The organism is Umezawaea sp. NPDC059074, assembly GCF_042738955.1.
Lineage (GTDB): Bacteria > Actinomycetota > Actinomycetes > Mycobacteriales > Pseudonocardiaceae > Umezawaea.
This window is the reverse complement of the sequence record NZ_JBHYHC010000176.1, coordinates 1-16,083: the sequence shown is the minus strand read 5'-3', so window position 1 is coordinate 16,083 and position 16,083 is coordinate 1. Positions and strand designations below refer to the sequence as shown.

At 70.0% G+C, this 16,083-nt stretch carries 12 protein-coding genes and 1 tRNA gene; 8 read left to right on the top strand and 5 right to left on the bottom strand.

The window, feature by feature from the left end; genetic code table 11:
* Positions 1–749 precede the first annotated feature (749 nt).
* Complete coding sequence (locus ACFWW9_RS42020; RefSeq protein WP_390388552.1) at positions 750–1,937, bottom strand: amino acid deaminase/aldolase; 1,188 nt, start codon at positions 1,935–1,937, stop codon at positions 750–752.
* 88 nt (positions 1,938–2,025) lie between these two features.
* Here ACFWW9_RS42020 and ACFWW9_RS42015 point away from each other — a divergent pair, with 88 nt between their 5' ends.
* Positions 2,026–3,330, top strand: coding sequence for a D-arabinono-1,4-lactone oxidase (locus ACFWW9_RS42015; protein WP_390388551.1), 1,305 nt, complete (start codon positions 2,026–2,028; stop codon positions 3,328–3,330).
* On the opposite strand, the gene ACFWW9_RS42010 is transcribed toward ACFWW9_RS42015, so the two are convergent.
* The 4 genes from ACFWW9_RS42010 to ACFWW9_RS41995 all read right to left on the bottom strand — a co-directional run bounded on the left by ACFWW9_RS42010 (position 3,331) and on the right by ACFWW9_RS41995 (position 6,264).
* A complete protein-coding gene (locus tag ACFWW9_RS42010; protein ID WP_390388550.1) occupies positions 3,331–3,963 on the bottom strand; it encodes an NAD(P)H-binding protein in 633 nt (210 codons plus the stop codon). It lies immediately after the preceding gene.
* Between the two features lie 15 nt (positions 3,964–3,978).
* Entirely contained in the window at positions 3,979–4,596 is a 618-nt protein-coding gene (locus tag ACFWW9_RS42005; RefSeq protein WP_390388548.1) for a hypothetical protein, read from the bottom strand.
* 347 nt (positions 4,597–4,943) lie between these two features.
* A complete protein-coding gene (locus ACFWW9_RS42000; protein WP_390388546.1) occupies positions 4,944–5,873 on the bottom strand; it encodes an NADP-dependent oxidoreductase in 930 nt (309 codons plus the stop codon).
* Positions 5,874–6,181: 308 nt separating this feature from the next.
* Positions 6,182–6,264 (bottom strand) — tRNA-Leu (locus ACFWW9_RS41995).
* Positions 6,265–6,381: 117 nt separating this feature from the next.
* On the opposite strand from ACFWW9_RS41995, the gene ACFWW9_RS41990 reads away from it, so the two are divergent.
* The 7 genes from ACFWW9_RS41990 (at position 6,382) to pknB (ending at position 15,987) form a co-directional block, all read left to right on the top strand.
* Positions 6,382–7,590 carry a DUF3662 and FHA domain-containing protein gene (locus tag ACFWW9_RS41990; protein ID WP_390388544.1) on the top strand — a complete coding sequence of 403 codons (1,209 nt, stop codon included), beginning with the start codon at positions 6,382–6,384 and terminating at the stop codon, positions 7,588–7,590.
* A gap of 51 nt (positions 7,591–7,641) precedes the next feature.
* Positions 7,642–8,103, top strand: a complete 462-nt coding sequence (locus tag ACFWW9_RS41985) for an FHA domain-containing protein (protein WP_390388542.1) — start codon at positions 7,642–7,644, stop codon at positions 8,101–8,103.
* Positions 8,100–9,527, top strand: coding sequence for a PP2C family protein-serine/threonine phosphatase (locus ACFWW9_RS41980; RefSeq protein ID WP_390388541.1), 1,428 nt, complete (start codon positions 8,100–8,102; stop codon positions 9,525–9,527). Before ACFWW9_RS41985 ends, ACFWW9_RS41980 begins: the two co-directional genes overlap by 4 nt.
* A gap of 4 nt (positions 9,528–9,531) precedes the next feature.
* Positions 9,532–10,995, top strand: coding sequence for an FtsW/RodA/SpoVE family cell cycle protein (locus ACFWW9_RS41975; protein WP_390388540.1), 1,464 nt, complete (start codon positions 9,532–9,534; stop codon positions 10,993–10,995).
* Complete coding sequence (locus ACFWW9_RS41970) at positions 10,992–12,467, top strand: peptidoglycan D,D-transpeptidase FtsI family protein (RefSeq protein ID WP_390388538.1); 1,476 nt, start codon at positions 10,992–10,994, stop codon at positions 12,465–12,467. The genes ACFWW9_RS41975 and ACFWW9_RS41970 overlap by 4 nt, the downstream gene beginning before the upstream one ends.
* Entirely contained in the window at positions 12,467–13,915 is a 1,449-nt protein-coding gene (locus tag ACFWW9_RS41965) for a protein kinase (protein ID WP_390388536.1), read from the top strand. Before ACFWW9_RS41970 ends, ACFWW9_RS41965 begins: the two co-directional genes overlap by 1 nt.
* A gap of 86 nt (positions 13,916–14,001) precedes the next feature.
* Positions 14,002–15,987, top strand: a complete 1,986-nt coding sequence (pknB, locus tag ACFWW9_RS41960) for a Stk1 family PASTA domain-containing Ser/Thr kinase (protein ID WP_390388535.1) — start codon at positions 14,002–14,004, stop codon at positions 15,985–15,987.
* Positions 15,988–16,083 lie beyond the last annotated feature (96 nt).

Below are 16,083 nucleotides of genomic sequence, written 5' to 3'. Positions count from 1 at the left end.
CGTCCGGGGAAAGGTGCTCAAAAGACGCGGGACGTTGCGGTTGGCACGGCGGTCCGGCTGCGGCCGGGGGCCGGAGAAGGTCCGGAAGTCCCGGTGCGGGTGGAGGCCGGGGGCCAAAGAAGGTCCAGAGATCCCGGTGCGAGCTGAGGCCGGGGGCCCGAGAAAGTCCAGAGATCCCGGTGCCAGTTGAGGCCGAGGGCCATGAAGATCCAGTAAGTCCCGGCGCAGGTGTCGGCCGGGGGCCCGAGAGGTCCTGAAGTCCCGGTGCGAGTGCTGGCCGGGGCCCCAAGAAAGTCCAGAGATCCCGGTGCGAGTTGAGGCCGGGGCCCGTAAAAGTCCAGCCATCCCCGGTGCGAGTTGAAGCCGGAGGTCGCCGAAGTCCGGTCGCAAGCACATAGCGGCCAGCCGAAAGGCTCGCGCCGGACCGTTGCGAGTCGCGAGCGACCAGGGCCGGCGAGTTGGCACCGCGAGCCCCAGTCGCGCCCCGGTCACCCACCACACCGACCGGGCTCGGACATCCGGCGCGAACCGGCCCCAAAAAGCCCCCGAACCCCGGCCTCCACGCAGTCACCGACAGACCGCTCACCGCGACCCATCCACCGACTTGTCCACAGGTTGTCCACAGGGGTTGTCCACAGTCCCCAGGGGAATCTCTATCCCTAGTAGGTCGCGGTCGTGGGGACCACTAGGGATAGGCGGTTACAGCTTGGTCACACGTGAGCAAAGCCACTCAAGTGCAGGTCAGGCGGTCAGCCGAAGTTCTGGCCCTCGCCTCGGTACGTCGGGACTGTGCGCTCCACGTCGTTGCCCACGAGGAGGTGGACGTGGGTGAAGCGCTCCGCCAACTCGCCTGCTTTGGCGTGACGCATCCACACCCTGTCACCAAGCCGCAACGCGTCCGCCGCCTTGCCCACGACCGGGGTCTGGACCTCGCCCGCGCCCTCCAGCGGGAGGGTCGCCAAACCGGCCGGGAGGTAGGGGCTCGGTTGGCGGTCCGGGGTTGCTGTTCCGGAGGCGATGTAGCCGCCGGCGAACAAGGTCGCGGTGTTTCGGGCTGGGCGGCGGACCACCGGGAGGGCGTACAGGACGGCCGGTTCCGGGTGGAAGGTGCGGTAGGCGTCGAACAGAGTCGGGCCCGCCAGGCCGGAGCCTGCTGCCAGTTCGGTGACCGACGGGTCGGAGCCGGTGACTTCCAGGCTTCCGGTGCCGCCACCGTTGACGAACTCGAGGTTCGCGGCCTGGCGGACGGCCGCGACTGCCGCGCTTCGGCGTTCGATCAGCTCCGCCGCCGAGCGCTTCTGCATCCAGCGGACCACGGCTCCGCGCACCGGCTGGCCGGGAGGGTTGTCGCCGAGGCCCGCGATCTGGCCTTCGTACGCCATGACGCCGACGAGGGTGAAGCCGGTTCGGCCGGAGATTCGCCTGGCCAGCTGGCCGGCGTCGCGGGCGCTGTGGATCGGTGACCTGCGGGAACCCACGTGCAGGCCGGGGAGGGGGCGCCAGGAGACGTCCAACTCCAAGCAGACGCGGATGGTCGGGTGGTGGGCTCCCAGTGCCGCGTCGATCAGGTCCAGGTGCTCCAGCGAGTCGATCATCACGGTGACGCGGCTCAGCGCCTTCTCGTCCTTGGCCAGCCTGCGCAGCGCGCTGTGGTCGACGGTCGGGTACGCGACCAGCAGGTCTTCGCTGGTGTCGTGGTCGGAGAGCCAGAGGGCCTCGGGGAGCGAGTAGCACATCACGCCCGCGTAGCCCGGTTTCGTGAGGACGCGGTCCAGCAGGTCGCGGACCCGGACCGACTTGCTGGCGACCCGGATCGGTCGGCCACCGGCGCGTCGGACGAGGTCCGCCGCGTTGTGGTCGAACGCGTCCAGGTCGACGATCGCGAACGGAGGATCGAAGTCCTTCGTTGCCGTGTCCAGGCGGGTTCGGCGCTCCATGGCTTTACCGTACGGCCTGAAGCCTTGAAATGTGAATAGCTTTCACCTACGGTTCGTATCGTTCGTCACAGTTCGAGGAGGGGCGCGCATGAAGGCCCAGTGGACCAACTGGGCGGGCACCGCGTCCGCCTCACCTCTCCGGGTGGAACGCCCGGCCAGCACCGACGCCATCGCGCACGCGATCACCTCCGCGCGCGCCGACGGTCGGGTGTTGCGCGCCCGCGGGAGCGGGCACTCGTTCTCCGAGATCGCGGTGGCCCCAGGCGTTGCCCTCGATCTCGACGCCTGGACCGGAATCATCTCAGCCGACACGGAATCCGGCCTGGTCAAAGTGCGGTCGGGCACCACGCTCAAGCAGCTGAACACCGGACTGCACCGGCTCGGGCTCGCGATGCCGAACCTCGGTGACATCGACGCGCAGACCGTGTCCGGCGCGATCTCGACCGGCACGCACGGCACCGGCGCGAAGCTCGGCGGCCTGTCGACGCAGGTCCACGAACTGGAACTGGTGCTGGCCGACGGTTCCGTCGTCACCTGCTCGGCCACGGAGACGCCGGACCTCTTCAACGCCGCCCGCGTCGGGCTCGGCGCGCTCGGCGTGATCAGCACGATCACGCTGCGGTGCGTGCCGTCGTTCGTGCTGCACGCGCGGGAGACGACCGGGCACCTCGACTGGATCCTCGAGGAGTTCGACGACCTGACCGCCGTCGAGGACCACGTGGAGTTCCACTGGTTCCTGCACGGCGACGGCGTGCTGGTGAAGCGGAACAACCGCGTGCCCGAGGGCACCGAGGCGAAGCCGTTGTCGAGAGTTCGCCAGTTCTACGAGTACGAGGTCATGGAGAACACCGTGTTCGGGCTCGTCGCGCGGCTCGCCCGCGCGGTGCCGGCGACCGCTCGGCCGCTGAACAAGCTGTGCGCGGCCGCCCTGTCCGAGCGGGTCTACAGCGACCACTCGCACCACGTGTTCGCGTCACCGCGCCGGGTGCGGTTCGTCGAGTCCGAGTACGCCGTGCCGCGCGAAGCGGTGCACGAGGTGGTCCGCGAACTGCGGGCCGCCGTCAAGAAGCTCGACCACGGCGTGATCGTGCCGGTCGAGGTCCGCACCGCGCAGGGCGACGACATCTGGCTGTCCACGGCGAACGGCCGCGACTCGGCCTACATCGCGATCCACCAGTTCATCGGGATGCCCTACCGCGAGTACTTCGCCGTGTTCGAGCGGATCGCGGGCTCGGTCGGCGGCAGGCCGCACTGGGGCAAGATGCACACGCTCGGGGCCGACGTCCTGCGCGAGCGCTACCCGCACTTCGACGACTTCCGCCGGGTGCGGGACGAGGTCGACCCCGAGCACGTGTTCACGAACCCCTACCTGGACCGGGTCCTGGGGGCCTGACTAGCGGATCGGCGTGTCACCGCTGACGACCTCGTAGGTCCGGTGGACGGCGTCGGGCCGGTCGAGGAGCGCCAGCACCACGGCCGCCACGTCGGCTCGCGGGATCGAGCCGCGCAAACCCCCGTCCGCCAACGTCACCTTGCCGGTGGCGGGGTCGTCCGTGAGCGCTCCGGGGCGCAGGACCGTCCAGTCGAGGTCCCGCGCCCTCAAGTCCTCTTCGGCGTCGCGCTTCGCCTTCAGGTACAGGGCGAACTCCGGCGACACCGACGGGTCGTCGGCCTTGTCCACACCCATCGAGCTGATCTGCACGAATCGTCGGACACCCGCGTGCTGAGCGGCTTCGGCGAACAACGCGGCCGCTGCCCTGTCGACGGTGTCCTTGCGCTCCGGCCCACTACCGGGTCCCGCGCCCGCGGCGAACACCGCGGCGTCGGCTCCGGTCAGGTACTCGGCGACGGCGGCGACGTCGGAGGTCTCCAGGTCGCAGAGGACCGGGACCCCGCCTGCCGTCCACACGTCGGTGAAGTGGTCGGGGTTGCGCACCAACCCGGTGGCCGAATCCCCTCTGGCGGCGATGAGCCGCTGCAACTTCAACGCGATCTTCCCGTGGCCGCCGGCAATCACTACTCGCATGAGCCTGACGGTAGGTCAGGAAGCGGTGGCGAGCACCTGCTCGTAGACCAGTTCGTTCACCCAGCGCGTGGTCGCGGTGTCCTCGACCGGCACGTGCTCGTTGCGACCGGTGACGTCCATGGTGACGTTCGACTCGGTGTCGGCCATCAGCACCGAGACGCCGTAGCGGCGCACGCGGGGCAGGCAGTTGGTGAGGTAGTCGTGGGTGAAGGCGACCGACGTCGGCAGGACGACCGCGGCGTTGCCGTAGCGGGCGAACGGGACGGCGGACGCGAGGCCGGTGCGCCAGTGGCGGGCCACGGCGAGGACTCCGACGATCTTGACGGCCGACGGGGGGACGCGCCCCTCCATCTCGGGCCAGACCCAGGTGGACACCGTGGTGCGGTCCGCTTCCGGCCCGGCCCCGACGCACACGCGCTCGGCGTGGGCGTCGGCCATGAGCTCGGCCACGACGACGACTCGGCGACCCATCAGGACCATCTCGGGCAGCACGACCCCGTGCCACCCCAATCGGATGGCCGCGGACGCGGCGAGCTCCTCGGCGGTGCCGGGAAGTTCGGGAACCGGAACAGCAGTGGCCGACAGCGCCCGTGTGTCACCGGGTACCGCGATCCGTGCTGGTGTGCTGCTCACGCCAGGGCCTCCCTCGGGAATCACGGTCGGGAAGTTCCGCCGTGCTTCGACTCGTGCTCTGGATAATTGGTAGCAGGAGGACCGGGCGCTGCCGCCGGGTCGACCAGCGCCCTGCGATCGACGGCGCTGAGCGGTCGGTGACCGGTAGATAGCCGTCCTGGGGAGTTCGGCCCGACCATGCTGCCGTCCGGGTGACGCGGATGTGGGCGGTTACGCCGAAAGCACTGCTGACAGTAGGCGTGGATCGCCCCCGTCGGACCGCCCGCCGAGCGGGCCCCGCGCGACCGCCGGACCGCTTGTCGACCGTTCAGCGCGCCAAATCGACCGGACGACCCGAGAAGCGCTGGTCAGATCACCACGACGGTCTTGCCGCGAGCGCCGGTCGACCTCGGTCGGGCCAGTTCGGCGGCCGCTTCGGCGAGCGGCAACCGGTGTTCGACGGCGACCTTCAGCCGACCGCCGGACACCGCGTCCGCCAACCGGCTCAGCCCGTCGGGCGTTCCGCGCACCTCGAAGTTCCCGCCGCTGATCCCCCGCGCGGCCAACGCGTCCTGGTCGGCGGAGAACGTGGTCGTGAACGCCCGCCCGCCGGTCCGCACGACGGCCAGGGCGGCCCTGAACGCCTCCTGGTCGCCGACGAGGTGGACCAGCGCGTCCACGTCGCTCACACGGCCGCTGAGCGGTCCGGCGGTGTGGTCCACGACCTCCGCGGCGCCCAGCTCGCGCAACCGGTCGGCGTCCGCGGGCCTGCCGGTGGCCACGACCCGCAGTCCCGCGGCGGCGGCCAGTTGGACGACGAACCCGCCCACGCCGCCGGTCGCGCCGACCACGAGCACCGTCTCGCCCGCCTCGGCCTCCAGCGCGTCCACGACCTGCACGGCGGTGAGCCCGGCGGTCGGCAGCGCGGCGGCGACCACGGGGTCGAGCCCGGCGGGCAGCAGGGCCAGCGGGTTCGTCTCGGGCACGGTCACGTACTCCGCGTACGTCCCCTCGCCAGCCGGGGAGTGGAAGAAGGTGCCGAACACCGGGTCGCCCACGGCGAAGCGGGTGACGCCCTCGCCGAGCGCCTCGACCACCCCGGCGCCGTCGATGCCGAGCACCAGCGGGAACACGTGCGGCATCGAGCCCTTCATCATCCCGTCGGCGACCTTCCGGTCGAACGGGTTCACTCCAGCGGCCGCGAGCCGGACGAGTACACCTCCGGGACCCGGTACCGGCTCGGGGATCTCGACCAGGACCGGCGAGCCGCCGAACTCGTGCACCGCGATGGCCCGCACATGACCTCCATCACTCGACCGGGTGACTGAGATCACCCATGCCAGAACCGAATCAAGCCCAGGTTAAACGATCAAGGAACGACCGGCTCCCCGATCGGGGCGGGGCGCTCCGTCGAACGGCCCAACCGGCCCAGACCAATCCACGTCCGCGCCGACCACGGCCCCGTGTGGCGGCGATCACGCCTCTCGATCTTCGGCGGGGCCCTGGCGAAGATCGCAGGTGGAGGCCCGCGGGACCCGATTCCACGCACGAATGCCAGAAGGCCCTTGACCGCGTACTCTGCGGTCAAGGGCCTTCTGGGTAAGGATGGGCGAGGGGGGAGTTGAACCCCCACGTCCTTTCGGACACACGGACCTGAACCGTGCGCGTCTGCCATTCCGCCACTCGCCCGGAGCGACGTGGTGAACACTAGCACGCCCTCTGGACGGGTTACCAATTGGCCCGTGTCCCACCACGTCAGCCCGGATACGATCGGGGTCGGAGTCAACCGAGTCGGAGGGTGTTGCCGTGGGCCTCGTACAGCGCTTCGAGCGCCGTCTCGAAGGCATGGTCGGAAATACCTTTGCGCGCGTGTTCGGCGGCAGCGTCGTACCGCAGGAAGTAGCGCAGGCGCTTCAGCGCGAGGCCGAGAGCAACATCCGCGAGCTCGCGGGTGGCAGACTCCTCGCGCCGAACCACTACGTGGTCCTGCTCGGCCCGCAGGACCACGATCGGCTTGCCGGTGACGGGCAGGATGAACTACGCATCACCCAGCTCCTCGGGGACTCCCTCGGAGAGCACCTGGCCGAGTTTGGGTGGGATACCTATGGTGACGTCGTAGTCTCCCTGGAGCGCTCCGACGCGCTGCACACCGGACAGTTCCGAACCAGCTCGTCCGTCGACCCCGATGTGAAAGTTGCCAGCCGACGGTCAGCACCACCTCGCACCGCAGGAGACCGATCCATGAGCCAGCCTCCCGGCTACGGACAAGGACAGGGCCAGCCCGGCCACGACCCCTATGGGCAGGGCGGTTACGGCCAACAGCCGCAGCAGCCCGGCTACGACCAGCAGGGCTACGGCCAGCCGCCGCAGCAGGGTTACGACCAGGGTTACGGCCAGCAGGGCTACGACCAGGGTTACGGCCAGCAGCCCGCCCAGGGCTACGACCAAGGCGGTTACGGGCAGCAGCCCGCGCCTGGCGGCTACGACCAGGGCTACGGCCAGCAGCCCGCCCAGGGCTACGACCAGGGTTACGGGCAGCAGCCCGCCCCCGGTGGCTACGACCAGGGCTACGGCCAGCAGCCCGCGCCCGGCGGCTACGACCAGGGCTACGGCCAGCAGGGCTACGACCAGGGTTACGGCCAGCAGGGCGGCTACGGCCAGCAGGGCGGCTACCAGGACCCGGCGGCGGGCTACGCGCCTCCCGCCGTGCAGTCCGGACCGCGCACGCTGAACGCCACGCTGCACCTGGACGACGGCTCGAACCGCACTTATCCGTTGAAGCAGGGCGGAAACGTGGTCGGTCGCGGGCAGGAGGCGGACTTCCGCCTGCCCGACACCGGAGTGTCCAGGAGGCACCTGGAGATCACGTGGGACGGGCAGAGTGCAATGCTCGCGGATCTCGGTTCGACCAACGGCACGACGGTGAACGGCACTCCAGTGCAGACTTGGCAGCTCGCGGAAGGCGATGTCGTCCGCATCGGCCACTCCTCACTGGTGTTCCGCACGCAAGGCTGAGGTCGATTCGGGCAACGGTGACAGCACTCAAGGCAGGAGCGGTTACAACCGGTGCCAGAGCTGGTGATGCAGCTGACCAGAGCAGGTTTTCTCGTCCTGCTGTGGTTGTTCGTGCTGGCCGCGCTTCGAGTGGTCCGCTCCGATCTCTACGCTGCCTCGGGTCTACGGGTATCCGTGCCCGGGTTCCGAAAAAACTCGAAGAAGGCCGCCAACGGGAACAAGGCCCCCCGGCAACTCGTGGTCACTCACGGGGCGCTGACGGGTACCCGGATCTCGCTTGACGGCAGGCCGATCCTGATCGGCCGCGCTGACGACTCCACGCTCGTGCTGGACGACGACTTCGCGTCGACCAGGCACGCGCGTATTTCGTTGCGCGGCTCGGACTGGTACGTGGAAGACCTAGGTTCCACGAACGGCACCTACCTAGACCGGGCGAAGGTCACGGCACCCCTCCGGGTCCCGCTCGGCTCTCCGATCCGAATCGGCAAAACGGTGATCGAGCTGCGATCATGACCCTCGTCCTCCGATACGCGGCCCGAAGCGACCGGGGCCTGGTGCGCAACAACAACCAGGACTCCGTGTACGCGGGCCCCCGCCTGCTCGCACTCGCCGACGGCATGGGTGGCCATGCCGCCGGTGAAGTCGCGAGCAAAGTCGTCATCGCCGCTTTGGCCCCGCTGGACGACGACGAGCCGAGCGACGACCTGCTCGGCCAGTTGCGCGAAGCGGTCATCGCGGGCAACGGCGCCATCTCCGAACTGGTCGCCAGCGACCCCGACCTGGACGGCATGGGCACCACGCTCACGGCCGTCCTGTTCGCGGGCAGCAGGCTGGGGATGGCCCACATCGGCGACTCGCGCGCCTACATGCTGCGCAACGGCGCGTTCGCGCAGATCACGCACGACGACACGTTCGTCCAGTCGTTGATCGACGAAGGTCGGATCACCGAGGAGGAAGCGGCCACGCACCCGCAGCGGTCACTGCTGCTGCGCGCGCTGACCGGCCACGAGGTGGAACCGCGCCTCATGGTTCGCGAGGCGCGTCCGGGCGACCGCTACCTGCTCTGCTCGGACGGCCTCTCCGGTGTGGTCAGCCTGGAGACGCTCGACGAGGCGATCCGCATCCCCGATCCGCAGGCCTGCGCCGACCGGATGATCGAGCTGGCGCTCAAGGGCGGTGGACCGGACAACGTGACGGTGATCGTCGCGGACGTCGCCGACATCGACTTCGGCGACGACGCGCCGATCATCGGCGGCGCCGCCGGTGACGGCAGCGCCGACCCGCCGCCACCGGACTCCCCCGCCGCTCGGGCGAGTTCGATCACCGGTCCACGACCGATCCCGCAACGCTCCGAGACCCCGCCTCCGCCGCCTGATCCCAAGATCAAGCGGCGGCGCAAGGTCAGGGCCGTGCTGCTGGTGTTCCTCCTGCTGCTGCTCATCGCGGCGGCGGGCATGGGCACCCGCTGGTGGGTCATGCGCCAGTACTACATCGGCGCGACGGAGGACGGCCAGGTGTCGATCTTCCGCGGTGTCAGCGGCAGCTTCCTGGGCGTCGCGCTGCACACGGTCGCCGAGGGCTCGTGCCCGCCCGGCTCCGAGGCGGCGTGCGAGCCGATCACGATCAACGACCTCCGGGTGTCCACGCGCGACGTCGTGCGCAACGGCATCACGAAGGACGGGCTCGAGGAGGCGAGGGAGGGCATCCGCAAGCTCCGCACGGAGCAGGTGCTGCCCCCGTGCGCCGACGCGACCAAGCCGTCCACCTCGGTGACCCCGACGACCACCGGCACGTCGACCAGCACCACCGGGTCGTCCTCCGGCGGTCCGACGACCACCACCGAGTCGGCGGCCGCGACCACCACCAGCCTGGATTCCACTCCCCTGCAGACGCCCACGCAGACGCCGGGCACGGACTGCCGACGGAAGGGCCAGTAAGTCGATGGGTTCGCCGGTCCCCACCGGGGAGGCGCCGCTCGCCGCGGCGACCAGCACGTCGCCAGGCTTGAGGCCGCCCACGAAGCGGGGCACCGAACTCGTCATGCTCGGGTTCGCCTCCGCGCTGGTGACAGCCGCCCTGATCCTGGTGGAGGCGAACCAGGAGCAGACGCTGACGATGCAGATCGTCTACTACGGCGTCGCCTACATGGGGTTGTTCGCGGTAGCGCACCTCGCGGTTCGGAAGTGGGCCCCGTACGCGGACCCGATCATCCTGCCGTGCGTGGCGCTGCTCAACGGCCTCGGCCTGGTGATCATCCACCGGATCGACCTCGCCTCCGAGGGCGAGATCATCGCGGGTGAGCTGTACTCCGCGAAGGCGCCGAAGCAGGTGCTGTGGACGGCGGTCGCGCTGGTCCTGTTCTGCCTGGTGCTGAAGTTCGTCAAGGACCACCGGACGCTGGCCAAGTACGGCTACACCGCGGGCCTGGTCGGCCTGGTGGCGCTGATCCTGCCCGGCATCCTGCCCAGCTTCATCGCGCCGGAGATCAACGGCGCGAAGATCTGGCTGACGTTCGGCGCGTTCTCGATCCAGCCGGGCGAGTTCGCGAAGATCCTGCTGATGGTGTTCTTCGCGGCCTTCCTGGTGTCCAAGCGCGACCTGTTCACCGCGGCGGGCAGGCAGTTCCTCGGCCTCGACCTGCCGAGGGCCCGCGACCTCGGCCCGCTGGTCGCCGCGTGGGCGGTCGGCGTGAGCATCATGGTGCTCCAGAAGGACCTCGGCAGCTCGCTGCTGTTCTTCGGGATCGTGCTGGTGCTGCTCTACGTGGCCACCGAGCGCGCGGCGTGGGTCGTGGTCGGCCTGGTGCTGTTCTCCGGCGGCGCGGTCGTGGCGTGGAAGCTGTTCAACCACGTGCAGCAGCGCGTGTCGAACTGGCTGGACCCGCTGGCGACCTACGACCTGCCCGGCGGCGGCTACCAGATCGCCCAGTCCCTGTTCGGCCTCGGCACCGGCGGCATCTTCGGCGCCGGGCTCGGCGCCGGTCGGCCGGACCTGATCCCCGAGGCGAACACGGACTTCATCACGTCCGCGATCGGCGAGGAGCTCGGCTTCGTCGGCCTGTCCGCGATGCTGCTGATCTACGCGGTGTTCTCGCTGCGCGGCATGCGCAGCGCCATCGCCGTGCGGGACAGCTTCGGCAAGCTCCTCGGCGGCGGCCTCAGCTTCGCGCTGTGCTTCCAGGTGTTCATCGTCGTCGGCGGTGTCACCAAGCTGATCCCGATGACCGGCATCACCGCCCCGTTCCTGTCCTACGGCGGCTCGTCGCTGCTGGCCAACTACGTCCTCGTGGCGCTGCTGCTGCGCATCTCGGACGCCGCTCGCGGCCCGAAGGTCGTGCCGAAGCCGAAGCCGCAGCAGCCCGCCATCGCGGACCAGTTCACAGTCATGGTGGAGCGTCCCAAATGAACACACCGCTCCGCCGCGTCGGCATCTTCATGATGGTGATGATCCTGCTGCTCATGGGCAACGCGACCTACGTGCAGGTGATCAAGGCCGACGACTACCGCAAGGACGACCACAACCGCCAGCGCGTGCTGCTCAACGAGTACTCGCGCGAGCGCGGCCAGATCATCGCGAGCGACGGCACGCCCATCGCGAACGTCAAGGGCACCGACGACTCGTTCAAGTACCAGCGCGTCTACGCGAACGGCCCGGCGTACGCGCCGGTCACCGGCTACTACTCGCTGATCTACGGCAGCGGCGGCGTCGAGCGCGTCGAGGACGACCTGCTCAACGGGTCCGACGACCGGCTGTTCGCGCGCAGGCTGTCCGACGTCATCACCGGCCGCGACCCCAAGGGCGCCAGCATCCAGCTGACCGTCGACCCGAAGGTCCAGCAGACCGCGTACGACGAGATGACGAACCGGGGGTTCACCGGATCGGTGGTCGCGCTCAACCCCCAGACCGGGGCCATCCTCGGAATGGTGAGCACCCCGTCCTACGACCCGAACCGGCTCGCCAGCCACGACAACGACGAGCAGCAGGCGGCCTGGAACGAGTACACCCAGGGCAACGACACCCAGCCGACCCTGAACCGCGCGGTGCAGTCGATCTACCCGCCCGGCTCGACCTGGAAGGTCGTCGTGGCCGCGGCCGCGCTGGAGGACGGCAAGACCAAGGACACGCAGCTCACCGCCGCCGGGTCGATCACGCTGCCGGGCACCAACACGCAGCTGCCGAACTTCAACGGCGGCGCCTGCGGCGGCGGCCAGACCGCGAGCATGGAGGAAGCGCTCGCGCGGTCGTGCAACACGGCGTTCGCCGAGCTGGCGGGCGACCTCGGCGAGTCGAAGCTGACCAAGCAGGCCAACAAGTTCGGCATGAACGACAAGAACCTGACCATGCCGCTGACGGTCGCGCCGTCCGCGTACGGCCCGGTGCCGGACAAGGCGGCGCTGTTCCAGAGCGGCATCGGCCAGCGCGTCGTCGAGATGACGCCGCTGGAGAACGCGGTCATCGCCGCGACCATCGCCAACGGCGGGGTGCGGATGAAGCCGTACCTCGTGCAGAAGCTGATCGCGCCGGACCTGTCGGAGATCGACGAGACCAAGCCGGACGAGGTCGAGGACGCGGTCAGCCCCGCGACCGCGAACACGCTGCGCGACATGATGCTGAAGTCGGAGACGAACACCGGCGGCGAGGGCAGGCTCAGCGGCGTGAACATCGCGTCGAAGACCGGCACCGCCGAGCACGGCGTCGACCCGGCCGCGGTGCCGCCGCACGCCTGGTACATCGCCTTCGCGCCCGCCGAGAAGCCCACCATCGCCGTCGCCGTGATCGTCGAGAACGGCGGCGACCGCGGCCTGGGCGCCACCGGCGGCAAGGTCGCGGCACCCGTGGGCAGGGCGGTCATCGGCGCGTACCTGGCTGGCCGCTGATGCTGATCACCGGCCAGCTCCTCGCCGAGCGGTACCGCCTCACCAGGCGGATCGCCGTCGGCGGCATGGGCGAGGTCTGGGAGGCCGAGGACACCAGGCTCGACCGCAACGTCGCGGTCAAGGTGCTCAAGGCCGACCTCAGCGGGGACGCGGAGTTCCTCACGCGCTTCCGCATCGAGGCGCGGACGACCGCGTCGCTGAACCACCCCGGCATCGCCGCGGTGCACGACTACGGCGAGACGGCGTCCATGCCGGACGGGCCGGAGGACACGGCCTACCTGGTGATGGAGCTGGTCGAGGGCGAGCCGCTCGCCGCGATCATCGCGCGCGGCAGGCTGACCGTGGACCGCACGCTGGACGTGCTCCAGCAGGCCGGGACGGCGTTGCAGGCGGCGCACGAGCGCGGGCTGGTGCACCGCGACGTGAAGCCCGGCAACATCCTGGTCACCCCCGCGGGCAAGGTGAAGATCACCGACTTCGGCATCGCGAAGGCAGCCGACGCGGCTCCGGTGACCCGCAACGGCATGGTGATGGGCACCGCCCACTACATCGCTCCCGAGCAGGCCCTGGGTCACGACGCCGAACCCGCGAGCGACGTGTACGCGCTGGCCGTGTGCGGCTACGAGTGCCTGACCGGGCACCGGCCGTTCCGGTCGGAGAACGCGGTGACCGTCGCCATGATGCACATCCGCGACATCGCGCCGCCGCTGCCGCCGGACGTCACCGGCGGTCCGCGCGCGCTGATCGAGGCGACGCTGGTCAAGGACCCGCGGCAGCGCTACCGCAACGGCGGCGAGTTCGCCGAGGCCGTCGCCGCCGTCCGCTCGGGCAGGCCGCTGCCGACGCCGTCCGGGCTGGCCATGGCCACCGGACCGGTCATGACGCACCCCGGTCTCCAGATGTCGCACCCCGCGTCCCAACCGGGTTTCCCCCCCGTTCAGCAGGGCCTGCCCACCGGCCAGCACCCCCTCCCGCCTAACAGTCCGCACACGGGTACTTTCCGTCCGTTGCCGGCTCCGCAGCGGCCTCCGGGGAAAGCGAGGGCCGTTTTGTGGGTTATGGTCGGACTCCTGGTCGTCGCGCTGATCGTGCTAGGGGTGTTCGTGCTGCGCGCGTTGGTGAACAACACCGGGGACACCGGGTCGGGCCAGCCGGGCACGTCTGGCGCCCGCCCCGCGCAGAACACGCAGGTGAGCGCGTCCGGTGAGCTGGGACCCACGGACAAGACCGCGGGCAAACCGGTGGTGCGGGTGGAGAAGTCGGACTACCTGGACCTGCCGGTGAACGAGGTGACCGAGAAGCTCGCGAACAGCGGCTTGCAGCCCGAGTCGAAGACGACCACGGGTGAGCAGCCGCGCGAGCAGAAGCGGTGCAAGGTCTCCGACGTGTCACCGGTGGGCGAGGTTGCGATCGGCTCACGGGTGACGGTGACCTGTGTGCCTACCTGACCGGAACCCGCCAGGCTGTGCGAGCACGAAACCGAACTGCTAGACACGATGGTTAGACCGTTGACGAGGAGCGGGACGACGCACTGATGAGCACTCCGCGACTGCTCTCCAATCGCTACGAACTGGGTGAGACCCTGGGCTATGGCGGTATGTCGGAGGTCCACAAGGGCCGCGACGTTCGCCTCGGCCGTGACGTGGCGATCAAGGTGCTCCGAGCCGACCTCGCCCGCGACAAGACCTTCCAGGAGCGCTTCCGCCGCGAGGCCCAGAACTCGGCGGCGCTGAACCACCCGGCGATCGTCGCGGTCTACGACACCGGCGAGACCCAGACGGAGTACGGCCCGCTGCCGTACATCGTCATGGAGTACGTCGACGGCCGGACGCTGCGCGACATGGTGAAGACGCAGGGCCCGCTGTCGGGCAAGCGCGCCATGGAGGTCATGGCCGACGTGTCGGCCGCGCTGGACTTCAGCCACCGCCACGGCATCGTGCACCGCGACGTGAAACCCGCCAACGTCATGATCACCCGCTCCGGCGCGGTGAAGGTGATGGACTTCGGCATCGCCCGCGCCGTCCACGACGGCCAGGCCGCCGTGACGCAGACCGCCGCCGTCATAGGGACCGCGCAGTACCTCTCGCCCGAGCAGGCGCGCGGCGAGGCGGTCGACGGCCGCTCCGACGTGTACGCGTCGGGCTGCGTGCTGTTCGAGCTGCTGACCGGCGAGCCGCCGTTCACCGGCGACTCCCCCGTGGCCGTGGCGTACCAGCACGTGCGGGAGGACCCGAAGCCGCCGTCGTCGCTGAACCCGAACGTGACGCCCGCGCTCGACGCCATCGTGCTCAAGGCGATGGCGAAGGGCCCGGCGAACCGCTACCAGTCGGCCGCCGAGATGCGCGCGGACCTGGTGCGCGTGCTGTCCGGCCAGCGCCCGTCCGCGCCCGCCGTGATGACGCCCGAGGACCGCACCGCGGTGCTCAACCAGACGCCGCGGACCGAGGTCGTGTCGTCCGGCCGCCACCGCCCGTCCGCGCTGCGCGACGAGCAGAGCGACTACGACGCGATGGCCGAGGAGGACGAGGAGCGGCGGGCCAGGCGCAAGAAGGCGACCATGGTCACGCTCGTCGTGCTGCTGTGCATCGCCGTGATCGCGCTCGCCGCGTGGATCACGTCGAGCCTGCTCGGCAGCAACAGCAGCTCGGGGACGGAGAAGGTCCCGGTGCCCGGCGTGACGGGCAAGACCCTCACCGCCGCGAAGGCGACCCTGGAGGAGGCCGGCCTCCGGTACAAGATCGACCCGGTGCCGTGCCAGCCCGGTGAGAACGGCGCCACCCCGCGCTGCACCGCCGACGACATCGACAAGGTCTTCGCGATCGACCCGAGCGCGGGCACGTCGGTGCCCAAGCAGACCGAGATCACCCTGACCTACGGCACGAGCCCGGACCAGATCGCCGTGCCGGACGTGACGGGCCTGTCGCCGCAGGAGGCGCAGGCCAAGCTGAGCGCCGACGGCTGGGGCTTCGCCCAGGGCCAGGACACCGTCGAGGTCGACGACAACGCCAAGGTCGGCAAGGTCGCCCAGCAGAACCCGCAGGCGGGCGTGAAGGCCGCCAAGGGCGCGGTCGTCACGGTCCTGCTCGGCAAGGGCCCGGACACCGTGCAGCTCGCCGACGTGACGGGCCAGTCCGTCGCGAACGCGACCGCGTCCCTCGAGGGCGCCGGGTTCACCGTGACCACGAAGGAAGCCGACAGCCTGAAGGACCAGGGCGAGGTGCTCTCCATGACGCCGAACCCCGGCCGGGTCGCCAAGGGCACCACGGTCACGCTGACGGTGTCGAAGGGCAACCAGATCACCATGCCGGACATCACCGGCATGACCGTGGACCAGGCGAAGACCAAGCTGAACCAGAACGGGTGGAACGGCGAGCTGACCACGACGGAGAAGACCGCCGTCACGGACATCAGCAAGAACAACAAGATCCTCACCCAGGACCCGAAGGCCGGTGGGCCGATCACGAAGAACCAGCGGGTGAACATCACCGTCGGCGACTTCAAGATCACGACGTCGAACTAGCTTCGGTAGACCGCAAGCGAGAGGCCCCCACGGCACACGGCGGGGGGGGCGCACGCGTAGTGGGGGGGTAGGGAAGGCGGGCGGGGGGGGGCCGCG